Genomic DNA, 12314 nt, shown 5'->3' with positions numbered 1-12314 from the left:
AGGCCGCGAGGGAGTCGCGTCCGTCGCGAGGATGGCGGCCTTTCCGTGACTCATTCCTAGGTCACCGGCGAAGCGCCGGGCTACCCCAGTTTCGCGGTTCTGTGGCCCAGCGGCAGGTAATAGGGGTGCCCCCGACCGAGAGGGCGCAGCCCGCGCAGCGTTCCGGCCAGTCCGGCCAGGATTCCTTCTGGCCGCAACCGATCCCGCCGCCACGCGGCCACCGTCGTGACCCAGGAACCGGGCTCCTCCACCGGAATCACCGTCACCGGCTCGCCCGTGAAGGCCTTTCTGGACGCGCTGGGCCCGCATGCGATGACGGTGAACGCCTGTCCCGTCGCGACAACGTGCGCGAGCGCGGCCGCGTCGAGCCCTTCGGCCCCGGGGCACCGCGACACCCCGATCCGGCTCAGCTCTTCCTCGACCGCCCGGCCGGCTTCGAAACCCATTGGGGCGTAAGGAAGATGAAGCAGCTCTTCGAGCCGGACCGAGGTGCGGTCGTCGAATCCGGTGCCGAGCGCGACGACGGCCCCGACCGGACGGCACTCCAGGCGGACGGTCCCGAGCCCGCGCGTGGGCGCGGGTTCGGTGAGCAGCGCGAGATCCAGCACGCCGGTTTGCAGGGAGCGGGACAATGCCGTGCCGGGCGCCGGATCGAGGCGGACGGCCACGTCGGGATGGGCCTTGGCGAGCGCGCCGAGGACATGGTCGCGCAGCCGCGACGACACCTCCGGCGCGATACCGAGCACGACGGTGCGCGAGCGGGCTGCCGCCCCGTCGCGGACGAGCGCGGGCACCGCGTCGAAGCGCTCGACGATCTCGCGCGCCAGTGGCAGCAACGTTTCACCCGCCTCGGTGAGCTCGACCTTGTGATGGCTGCGCACGAACAGCGCCCGGCCGAGCTCCCGTTCGAGGTCCTTCACACGCTGGCTCAGCGGTGAAGCGGACAGGTGCAGCCGGGCCGCGGCGCGACCGAAGTTGAGTTCCCGGGCCACCGCGACGAAGTAGCGCAGGTGCAGCATTTCCACACACCGAGTGTAGAGCGAGGTCGCACCGAGCGTGACCGAATAAGGAGATGACCGCGGCGGTCATGACCACGTTCGCGATTCGGTCGTGGCGCCACGCCGGTTCGCTGCCCTAGCGTCGGAGTTCGGGAAACCCTTACTGTACAAGGAAAGGACGGGCGATGGCGCCAAGTGCCACCGGGCTGACGGAACGGCCGCGGGCCGCGGTGGACTGCCGGCCGGCCGATACCGGTTTCGCCGTGCACGCCCGGTTCGCGGAGGTGCCGGCCGGGCGCGGCATGGCCCTCTCGGACACCGGCGGGGTCACGTCCTTCGCCGGGGCCGACCCGATCGTGCCCAGCACGCTGCGGCTGGGCGCGGCCGCGGCGATCGGGCTGGCGGTCAAGTCGGCCGCGGTCGCGAAGCTGTGGCGGCTGCGCAGTGGAGCCCGGCAGGAGATCTCCGTGGACCTGCGGACGGCGGTGCGCAGGCTGTGCCCGTTCCACGATGGACGGTGGGAGCTGCTCAACGGGTTTCCGGCCGGCGCACCGGCGAACGCCTCCCCGGCGTTCGGGTTCGAGTTCCACCGGACCGCCGACGACCGGTGGGTGATGCCGCTCAACCCCTGTCCCCGGCTGAAGGTCGGCGACCAGCGGCTGCTCGGCACCCCGGACGACACGAAAGCGGTCGCGCGGTGGCACGGACGCGAACCGGAAGCGGCGGGGGTGGGGCCGCCGATGCTGCGCACCACCGCGGAACTGCTCGCCGAGCCGCACTACCGCGAGCACCCGGCCGCGATGCCGCTGATCGAGATCACCAGGATCGCCGACAGCGAACCGGAACCGCCACCCCCCGGCGCCACGCAGCCACTGGACGGCGTGCGCGCTGGGCATGGGCACGTGATCGCCGGCCCGGGCACCGGCCGGGCGCTCGCCCTGCCCGGCGCCGACGTGCTGAACCTGTGGCGCCCCAACACTTTGGAGCACGACGGCACCTACCTGACCGCGAACCTCGGGGTGCGCTCGGCCCTGGTGGACCCGGCGAGCGCCGAGGGCGCCCGGCTGGTGCGGGAGCTGCTGGCCGGTGCCGACGTGTTCTACGCCCACCGCAGGCCGGGACAGCTGGACAGGCTGGGGCTGTCCGCGGCGGAGGCGGCCCGGCTGCGGCCGGGCCTGGTGCACGCCACGATCTCGCTCAACGGCGAGCACGGGCCGTGGGCCGCCATGGCGGGGTTCGACCAGACGGCGGACAGCCTGACCGGGGTTACCAGTCCGACCGGAAGCAGACGGACACCAACCGCAGCGGACTTGCTCGGAGAAACCCATTTCCGCCGTGGCTGTGGTCGGACTAGGAACGATCGGCACAGTATGCACGCCGAGGGCGGCGACCGGCCCGCGCTGCCGCCGATCGGCGAAGTCAACGACTACCTCGCCGCCTGGCTGGCCACGGCCGGGATCGTCGAGGCGCTGTGCCGCCGCGCATGCACGGCGGCAGCTACCGGGTGCACGTGCCGCTCACCCGCGCGGCGCTGTGGATCCTCGGGCTGGGCCTGTTCGAGCGCGGGTTCGCGCACGAGACCGCGGGCCGGGGCGAGCAGCATTCGCCGCGTGCCCCGGAAACGTTCGGCGCCCTTACCCCGCCCGGGCACTTTCAGGGAGTCACCGACCAGGTGCGGATGCCGGCCACCCCGGGCCGCTACCGGACGGTGCTGGTGCCGCGCGGCTCCGGCCGCCCGGAGTGGCCCGGGGTCAGGCCGGCACCACCCGCGCCGGCATCCCGACGATCCCGCCGAACTGGTACGAGCGCAGCCGGGGGGTCGGCCCGGTGATCTCGATCCGGTCCACCCGGCGCGCCAGCGCGGCGAACATCAGCTCGATCTCCAGGACGGCCAGATGTTTGCCGATGCAGAAATGAGGCCCGCCACCACCGAACCCGACGTGCGGGTTGGGGTTGCGCCCGATGTCGAACACGTCCGGATCCGCGAACACGGTCTCGTCCCGGTTGGCCGAGGTGATGTGCGCCATCACCTTCTCGCCGGCCTTGATCACGCTGCCCCCGAGTTCGACATCGGCGGTGGCGGTCCGGCGGAACACCTTCGTCGGCGAAACCCACCGCACGATCTCCTCCGCCGCGCTGCGGGCGAGGCCGGGTTCGGCCTTGAGCCGCGCCCACTGACCGGGGAACTGCGCGAAAGCCTCCACGCCGCCGGCGATGGAGTAGCGCGTGGTTTCGTTGCCCGCCACCGTCATCAGGATGAAGAAGGCCTGGAACTCCTCCTCGGTGAGCTGGTTGCCCTTGTCGTCGGCGCTGACCATCCGGGTCACGATGTCGTCGACCGGGCAGCGGCGCCTGCTGGTGCCGAGTTCCGTGGCATAGCCGGACATGTCGACCACGGCCTGCCGCGTCAGCTCCGCGCCGCCGTGCTCGTCGTCGGACTCCCCCGCGATCGCCTTGGACCAGGCGAAGATCCTGTGCCGGTCCTCGCGCGGAATCCCCATCACCTCGGCGATCACCACGAGCGGCAGTTCGGCGGCGACGGCCTCGACGAAGTCGAGCTCGCCCTTTTCCAGCGCGGCGTCCACGATGAGATCGCATTCGCGCTCGATGTCCGGGCGCAGCTGCTCCACCACCTTCGGGGTGAAGCCCCGGCTGACGAGGGTGCGCACCCGGCTGTGCTTGGGCGGGTCCTGGTGGATCATCATCCGCCGCTGCACGTCGATCGCGACCTCGTCGAATTCCAGCGGCTGGGAACCCTTGCGCTCAGAGGAGAACAGCTGCGGTTCGCGCGCGACGTGCACCACGTCCCGGTGCCGGGTGACGGCCCAGTGCCCTTCGGGCAGCTGCGGATCGGGGTTGCGGAAGACGGGTGCCTGGCTGCGCAGGACGGCGAAGTCGGCGTACGGCGCACCGTCGAGATAGCGTTCCTGGTCGAAGACGTCGATCTGGTCGAGGGTGGTCAACGGACGGGCTCCTTCACGCTCCGGCATTGTGTCCATTGTGGACTCTGCGGCCGGTCGGCCCGGCCGGTACCACTGCAACACCTCGGCGACGCGCGGGACACCCCTAAGCCCGCGCCACACCCTTATTCGGCCCCGATGGGGTCTCGTAGGGGTTTTCCGGCGCGCGGCGCCCGGAGCACGATCGGGCCAGCGGCGATCCGCCTCCGCCGGGCGGCGCGCGAGCGTGAAGGGAGCGCAATGCTGGTCGATCCACCACGGCAAGCCGAACTCGTGGCCGTCGTCGGGCTCGCCTGCCGCCTGCCCGGCGCGCCGGGGGCCGGCGCGTTCTGGCAATTGCTGACCGAAGGCCGCAGTGCGATCGGCGCCCCGCCCGAAGGCAGGCCCGGTCCGCCGCTCGGCGGGTTTCTCGAGTCGGTGGACGGGTTCGACGCGGAGTTCTTCGGCGTCTCCCCGCGCGAGGCGGCGGCGATGGATCCGCAGCAGCGGCTGTTGCTCGAACTGGCGTGGGAAACGCTGGAGGACGCGGGAATTCCGCCGGACAGCCTGGCCGGCGCGGAGGCCGGAGTGTTCGTCGGGGCGATCGCGCAGGACTACGCGACAGTGGCGCACGGCGAGGCGGTCACCCGGCACACGCTGACCGGTCTCAACCGCGGGATGCTCGCCAACCGCGTGTCCTATTTCCTCGGCCTGCACGGGCCCAGCCTGACCGTCGACACCGCACAGTCCTCGGCGCTGGTCGCGGTGCACCTGGCGGCCGACAGCGTGCGGCGCGGGGACAGCGCGGTCGCGCTCGCGGGCGGGGTGAACCTGAACCTGTCGGCGGAAAGCACTGCGGGAGCGGAGAAATTCGGCGCGCTCTCCCCCGACGGACGGTGCTACACCTTCGACGCCCGCGCCAACGGGTATGTGCGCGGCGAAGGTGGCGGCCTGGTCTTGCTGAAGCCGCTGGCCGCCGCGATCGCCGACGGGGACAGGGTGTACTGCGTGCTCCGCGGCAGTGCGATGAACCACGACGGGCATTCCAGCGGGCTGACCGTGCCGGACGAAACGGCGCAGCGCGCGGTACTCCAGCGCGCCGCCGCGCGCGCCGGTGTCGAGCCGTCCGCCGTGCGCTATGTCGAACTGCACGGGACGGGCACACCGGTCGGCGATCCGATCGAGGCGGCGGCGCTGGGAAAGGCCTTCGGCACCGGCCGGACAGGGCCGCTCGTCGTCGGGTCGGCGAAAACGAACGTCGGGCATCTGGAAGGCGCGGCCGGCATCGTCGGCCTGCTCAAGGCCGCGCTGAGCATCCACCACCGCCGGATTCCGGCGAGTCTCAACTTCGAAACCCCCAACCCGCGGATCCCGCTCACCGAGCTGAACCTGGCCGTGGCAACGGAAGACGGCCCTTGGCCGGAGGGGGAACGGCTCGCCGGAGTGAGTTCCTTCGGCATGGGTGGCACGAACTGCCACGTCCTACTGTCCGAAGTGGACGTTCCGGTGCCGTCAGCCACCGGGTCCGCCCCGGCGACGGTGCCCTGGTTGCTGTCCGCGTCGAGTGATACCGCGTTGCGGGCACAGGCCGAACGGCTTGCCGCGCAGGTGCGCGACAGCCCGGAGGTCGCTCCCGTGGACATCGGCTACTCGCTGGCCACAACGCGTGCCCGGCTGGATCACCGCGCGGTGATCCTCGGCGACAACAACACGGAGCTGCTCGCCGGCCTGGACGCCTTGGCCGCGGGCAGCCCCGCCCCGAACGTGGTGAGCGGCCGGGTGTCCCGGACGCAGGACGGGCAGCCGGGCAGGACGGTGTTCTTGTTCGCCGGGCAGGGCAGCCAGCGTCCCGGCGCGGGCCGGGCGCTGTCCGAAACCAGTCCTGTGTTCGCCGCCGCGCTCGACGAGGTGTGCGCCGCTTTGGACGAGCACCTGGACCGTCCCTTGCGCGACCTCATGTTCGCCGAACCGGGCTCGCCGGACGCCGTGCTGCTGGATCAGACGAGCTACACCCAGCCCGCGCTGTTCGCGCTCGAAGTGGCGCTCTACCGGCTGACCACCCGGCTCGGGCCACGGCCGGACTTCCTTCTGGGCCATTCCATCGGCGAGCTGGCCGCCTGCGCGGTGGCCGGGGTGTTCTCGCTCTCCGATGCCGCGCTGCTGGTGGCCGCCCGCGGGCGGCTGATGCAGGCCGCGCCCTCCGGTGGCGCGATGATCGCGATCCAGGCGACCGAGGACGAGGTCTCGCCGTTCCTGTCGGACGGGCTCTCGGTAGCCGCGGTCAACGAGCCGGGCTCGGTGGTGATAGCGGGTGACACCGAAGCGGCCGCAGCAGTGCGGGCACGGTTCGTGGCACAGGGCCGCAAGGCCGGCCGGCTGCGGGTCAGTCACGCCTTCCACTCCCCGCATATGGCCGGGGTACTCGACGAGTTCCGCTCGATCGCGCAGCGGGTCACCTTCGCACCGCCGGAAATCCCGGTCGTGTCCGCCGTCACCGGGGCACCCGGTGAACTGTTCGGCAGTCCGGAGTACTGGGCCGGGCACATCCGCAATCCGGTGCGCTTCGCCGATTCCGTGCGGTTCCTCGAAAACGCCGGTGTGACAAGCTTTCTGGAGCTGGGGCCCGGTGCCGTGCTCACCGCGATGGTCCGCAACGGGCTGTCCCGGCCCGCGCAGGCGGCGCCGGTACTACGGCCCGGCCAGCCGGAGGAGCGGTCGGTGCTCGCGGCGCTGGCCCGCCTGGAGATCGGTGGCCACGGTCCGGAATGGACGAAGCTGCTCGGTGGCGGCCGCCGGGTCGCACTGCCCGCCTACCCCTTCCAGCGCCGCCGGTACTGGCTCGGCCAGGCCGAACCGCCCGCGGCGGCCGAGCCCGAGCCGGTCGAGGGCCGGGATCTGCTGGCGCTGGTCCGCGCCAGCGCGGCCGTCGTACTCGGGCAGCCCGGGCCGGCCGCGGTGCCCGCGGACCGCACGTTCGCCGAACTGGGCCTGGATTCCCTGGGCGCGGTGGAGTTCCGCGATCAGCTGTCCGCCGCGCTGGGCCGCCCGCTCTCCCCCACCCTGACCTTCGACCACCCGACCCCGCTCGCCGTCGCCGCCGCCCTCGCCGAAGGCGACGGTGCCGCCGTGGGTCCGCAGCGGAAAGCGCGGTCCGGCGAGCCGGTCGCCATCGTGGCGATGACGGGCCGGTGGCCCGGTGCCGACTCGCCGGAAGAGCTGTGGGACGTAGTCGCCGAGGGGCGCGACACCGTGGGTGCCTTCCCGGACAACCGCGGCTGGGAGCTCGACCGGCTCGTCCATCCCGATCCGGACCACCACGGCACGAGCTATGTGTCCCGGGGCGGGTTCCGTTACGACGCCGACCTGTTCGACGCGGACTTCTTCGGCATCAGCCCGCGCGAGGCCACGGCGATGGATCCGCAGCAGCGGCTGCTGCTGGAGCTGACCTGGGAGACGTTCGAACGCGCCGGGCTGCGGCCCGCGGCCCTCCGAGGCAGCGCCACCGGGGTGTTCATCGGTGCCACGCAACAGGAGTACGGCCCACGCCTGCACGAAGCGGACGGGCATCAGCTGACCGGCGCGACCAACAGCGTCGCGTCCGGCCGCATCTCTTACACCTTCGGGTTCGAAGGCCCGGCCATGACGGTGGACACCGCGTGCTCGTCCTCGCTGGTGGCCCTGCACCTGGCCGCGCAAGCGCTGCGCGACGGTGAATGCGAGCTCGCGCTGGCCGGCGGGGTCGCGATCATGGCCACGCCCGGGATGTTCACGGAGTTCTCCCGGCAGCGTGGTCTCGCGCCCGATGGCCGGTGCAAGGCTTTCGCCGCCGCGGCCGATGGCACGGCCTGGGCCGAAGGTGCCGGAATGCTATTACTGGAACGGCTTTCCGACGCCCGGCGGCACGGTCACCGCATCCTCGCGGTGGTACGCGGCAGCGCGGTGAACTCCGACGGCGCGTCCAACGGCCTGACCGCCCCCAACGGTCCCGCGCAGCAACGGGTGATCGCCCGGGCGCTCGGCGCCGCGGGCCTGGGACCGTCCGATGTGGACGTGGTGGAGGCGCACGGCACCGGGACGAAGCTCGGTGACCCGATCGAGGCCGGTGCCCTGCTCGCCACCTATGGCGCCGGGCACACCGCCGAGCGGCCGCTATGGCTCGGTTCGCTGAAGTCGAACATCGGGCACACCCAGGCCGCCGCCGGGGTGGCCGGGGTGATCAAGATGGTGCAGGCGCTGCACCACGCCGAACTGCCCCGCACCCTGCACGTCGACGAACCCAGCCCGCACGTCGACTGGTCAGCAGGCACCGTCCGGCTGCTCACCGGGAAGCAGCCGTGGCCGGAAACCGGACGCCCACGCCGCGCCGCCGTGTCCGCGTTCGGGATCAGCGGCACCAACGCGCACGTCGTGCTCGAACAGCCTCCGGACAGCACGCCCCCGCCGCCGCGTGCGGGTGCTCGGCTGCCCTGGCTCCTGTCCGCGAAAACCCCGGAGGCATTGCGCCGACAGGCCGCGCTCGTGCGGGTGCCCAAGGAGAACCCGAACACGGTCGCGCGGGCGCTCGCGATCGAGCGCACGGCGTTCGACCATCGCGCGGCCATCGTCGCCGAGGACAGTGCCGGGCTCCGGCGGGGCCTGGAAGCGCTGGCGCGGGGCGAAACCGTACCGGAACTGCTCCGTGGTACCGCCACGGCGGGAGCGGTCGCGTTCGTTTTCACGGGGCAAGGCAGCCAGCGCGCCGGGATGGGCCGCGAACTGTACGAGACGTCGGCGGAGTTCGCCGCCGCCCTGGACGAGATCTGCGCGGAGTTCGCGGGGCACCTGGGCCGTCCACTGCGGGAGGTCCTGTTCGCCGAACCGGAGCTGCTGGATCAGACCGGCTATACCCAGCCGGCACTGTTCGCCTTCGAGGTCGCGCTCTACCGCCTGCTGCGCGCGCACGGCCTGAAACCGGACTACCTCGCCGGGCATTCGATCGGCGAGCTGGCCGCCGCCCACGTGGCGGGGGTGCTCACCCTGCCGGACGCGTGCACGCTGGTCGCGGCGCGGGGCAGGCTCATGCAGGAACTGCCGTCCGGTGGCGCGATGATCGCCATCCAGGCCGGCGAGCACGAAGTGCTGCCGACGCTGGCCGGGCACGAGCAGGAAGTCGCCGTGGCGGCGGTGAACAGTCCGGGCGCGACGGTCATCGCAGGTGACGAGGAGCCCGCGCTGGCCATCGCGGCCCGCTGGGCCGCACGCGGCCGCAAGACCACCAGGCTGCGCACCAGCCACGCTTTCCACTCGCCACGGATGGCGGCCATGCTCGGCGAATTCGCCACAGTGGCCGGGAAACTCACCTACCACGAGCCGGAGATCCCGGTGGTGGCCAACGTGACCGGCCGGCTGGCCGAAGGCGACGAGGTGGTCACGGCGGGCTATTGGGTGCGCCACGCGCGCGACGCGGTCCGGTTCCTGGACGGGGTGCGGGCGCTCGACACGGCAGGCGTCCGCACGTACGTCGAGGTCGGCCCGGACGCGGTGCTCACGCCGATGATCAGTGACTGCCTGGCCGAGCGCGCGCAGGACAACGCGGTGATCCCGGTGCTGCGCCGCAGTCGCGCGGAACCTGCCGCGTTCCTCCGCGCACTGGCCCACGCCCACGTCACCGGAGCCGCCGTGGACTGGCCGGTGGTCTTCCCCGGCGAGTGGGCGCATGTCGCGCTGCCGACGTATCCGTTCGAGCGCAAGCGATTCTGGCTCACGGCGCCGTCGCCCGGCGGCACGGGCTCCGGGCATCCCTTCCTCACCGGCGAGACCGAACTGGCCGGCACCGAGGGGCTGGTGTGCGAGGGCACGATCTCGGTGCAGGCCCAGCCCTGGCTCGCCGACCACACCGTCGGCGGCGCGATCCTGCTGCCCGGTACCGCGTTCGCCGAACTGGCGGCCCACGCGGGGGAACGCGCGGGGACGCCGGGCGTGGGCGAGCTCACCCTCGAAGCGCCGCTGGTGCTGCCGGAAACGGGGAGCGTGCGGCTGCAGGTCGCCGTGGGCGCGGCCGAGGAGGACGGCCGCCGTGCCGTCACCATCCACTCGCGTCGCGGTGACGGGCCCTGGGTCCGGCAGGCCGGCGGGTTCACCGCGGCCGCGAAGGCACCGGAAACCGTTGTCCGGCCACCGGATGCGGAGCCCGTCGACATCGGCGACTGGTATTCGCGGCTCGCCGGTGAAGGGTACGACTACGGGCCCGCGTTTCAGGGCGTACGGGCGGTGTGGCGGCACGGCGAAGACACCTACGCGGAGATCCGGCTTCCCGAGGACGCCGACCCGTCCGGTTTCGCCATCCACCCGGCGCTGCTGGACGCCGCGGTGCATCCGCTCGTGCTGGGCCGTGGCGATCAGGGCTCGGGCCGGATGCTACTGCCGTTCAGCTGGTCCGGGCTCACCGTGCACGCCGTCGGCGCCACGGCCGTGCTCGCCAAGGTTTCCCGCACCGCACCGGACACGGCGGCGCTGACCCTGGCCGATCCGGCGGGGCTCCCCGTGCTCTCGGTCGAATCCCTTGCGCTGCGGGAAGTCGAAGGCGCCAAACTCGGCAGCGGCGAGACGCAGGATGCGCTCTTCCAGCTCGACTGGACCGCGGCGGAGCCCGGCGAAAACACGCCCGGGCAGTTCGTGGTGCTCGGCGCGCCGGGCAAGCGCCTGGCCGATGTCGCGTACCCCGACCTCACCGCCTTGCGGAAGGCCTTGCACGAAAGTGAATCCGCTTGGGTGCTCGCTCCCCTGCCCAGCGCCGGCGAGGTCGTGGCCGGCGCGCATTCGTCGGCGACCGCGGCGCTCGCTCTGCTCCAGGGCTGGCTGGCGGAGGAGGGTTTCGCCGCGAGCCGCCTGGTGTTCGTCACCGACGGCTCACTCGCGCACGCACCCGTCTGGGGGCTGCTGCGCTCGGCGCAGACCGAGAACCCCGGCCGGTTCACCATCCTCGAACTCGGCGACGAACCGGCGTCCCGCGAAGCACTGCCGGGCGCGCTGGCGAGCGGCGAGCCCCAGCTTGCGATCCACGATGGACAGATCTCGGTGCCGAGGCTCGCCAGGGTCTCCGCACAAGGCGAAGGGCCGGTCATCGACCCGGACGGCATCGTGCTGATCACGGGTGCTACCGGCGCACTGGGCGGCCTGCTCGCCCGCCATCTGGTCACCGCGCATGGCGCCCGGCGGCTGTTGCTGGTCTCCCGGCGCGGCCCGGCCGCCCCGGGAGCCGGCCGGCTCGCCGCCGAGCTGACCGGACTGGGCGCCATTGTCCAGACGGCAGCGTGCGACGTGACCGACCGGGACGAGCTGTCCCGGCTGCTGGCCGGACACCGGCTGACGGCGGTCGTGCACGCGGCGGGCACGCTCGACGACGGGGTACTCGGCTCACTCACCCCGGAGAGGCTGGCCGCGGTCCTGCGTTCCAAAGTGGACGGTGCCTGGCTGCTGCACGAACTCACCCGGAAGAGCGACCTGTCCGCGTTCGTGCTGTTCTCCTCGGTCGCCGGCATCCTCGGCACCGCCGGGCAGGCCAGCTACGCCGCCGCGAACACCTTCCTCGACGGCCTCGCCCGCCACCGGCACCGGCTCGGTCTGCCCGCGACGGCGCTCGCGTGGGGCCTGTGGGACGAGGGCATGGGCGAGCGGCTCGGCAGCGCGGACCGCGCGCGGATGGCCCGCGCCGGTATAGCGACGATCGCGGCGGAGCAAGGGCTGGCGTTGTTCGACTCCGCGTTGCGCGCCGGCCTGCCCGCGCTGGTCCCGGCCCCGCTCGACTTCGCGACGCTGCGGGCACAGGCCGCGAAAGACACGCTGCCGCCGCTCCTACGCGGCCTCGTCCGCGCTCCCCGTCGCACCGCGAGCGTCGCGACGGCCGCCGGTGCCGAGCACTTCGCGGCACTTCCGCCGGAACAGCGGGCGGACTGGTTGACCGGAGTACTGCGCGAAAAGCTCGCCGCCGTACTCGGGCACTCCCGGCCGGACGCGGTCGACGTGCGGCGCGGTTTCCTCGACATGGGCCTGGATTCGCTCGCGGCGGTCGAACTGCGCAACCAGCTCAACGCGCTGACCGGGCTCCGGCTGCCCGCCACCGCGCTGCTCGACCACCCCACCGTCACCGCACTGGTCGAGCACCTCGTGCGCGAGCAGGCCCCGCCGCCGGGCCAGGCGCTGGCCGGGCTGGACCAGCTGGAAGCCAGCCTGCCGACGCTGCCCGGTGCCGTGCGTGAAGAACTGGCCGCCCGGTTGGCCGGGCTGCTCACCGCGCTCGGCGCCGGTCCGGTGGACGGGCTCGCCGCGGCCACGGACGACGAGATGTTCGAGCTCATCGACCGCGAACTGGGGATCTCCCCGATCGAGAGGGATTGAG

At 72.6% G+C, this 12314-nt stretch carries 5 protein-coding genes and 1 pseudogene; 2 read left to right on the top strand and 4 right to left on the bottom strand.

The genetic code is table 11. The annotated features are described in order from the left end of the window. Nucleotides 1-80 precede the first annotated feature (80 nt). Together VHD82_RS19125 and VHD82_RS19120 are read right to left on the bottom strand one after the other, a co-directional pair. Nucleotides 81-1019, bottom strand: coding sequence for a LysR family transcriptional regulator (locus VHD82_RS19125; RefSeq protein ID WP_325705414.1), 939 nt, complete (start codon nucleotides 1017-1019; stop codon nucleotides 81-83). Between the two features lie 139 nt (nucleotides 1020-1158). Continuing rightward, nucleotides 1159-1752, bottom strand: a complete 594-nt coding sequence (locus tag VHD82_RS19120; RefSeq protein WP_325705425.1) for a hypothetical protein — start codon at nucleotides 1750-1752, stop codon at nucleotides 1159-1161. Between VHD82_RS19120 and VHD82_RS19115 the strand changes: the two are divergent. Beyond that, nucleotides 1739-2239, top strand: a pseudogene (locus tag VHD82_RS19115) (CoA transferase); the annotation flags it as partial. The gene VHD82_RS19120 and the pseudogene VHD82_RS19115 sit on opposite strands and share 14 nt — an antisense overlap. Before the next feature lie 185 nt (nucleotides 2240-2424). Here the strand turns inward: VHD82_RS19115 and VHD82_RS19110 are convergent. Together VHD82_RS19110 and VHD82_RS19105 are read right to left on the bottom strand one after the other, a co-directional pair. Next, nucleotides 2425-2649, bottom strand: a complete 225-nt coding sequence (locus VHD82_RS19110) for a hypothetical protein (protein WP_325705422.1) — start codon at nucleotides 2647-2649, stop codon at nucleotides 2425-2427. Between the two features lie 100 nt (nucleotides 2650-2749). After that, nucleotides 2750-3961 carry a cytochrome P450 gene (locus tag VHD82_RS19105; protein ID WP_325705412.1) on the bottom strand — a complete coding sequence of 404 codons (1212 nt, stop codon included), beginning with the start codon at nucleotides 3959-3961 and terminating at the stop codon, nucleotides 2750-2752. Nucleotides 3962-4198: 237 nt separating this feature from the next. Between VHD82_RS19105 and VHD82_RS19100 the strand changes: the two genes are divergently transcribed. Then, complete coding sequence (locus tag VHD82_RS19100) at nucleotides 4199-12313, top strand: type I polyketide synthase (protein ID WP_325705409.1); 8115 nt, start codon at nucleotides 4199-4201, stop codon at nucleotides 12311-12313. Nucleotide 12314: the final 1 nt, after the last annotated feature.

Origin of the sequence: Amycolatopsis sp. (assembly GCF_035546795.1) — a bacterium.
In the GTDB taxonomy this organism is placed as follows: domain Bacteria; phylum Actinomycetota; class Actinomycetes; order Mycobacteriales; family Pseudonocardiaceae; genus Amycolatopsis_E.
This window is presented reverse-complemented; position numbering and strand designations above follow the sequence as displayed.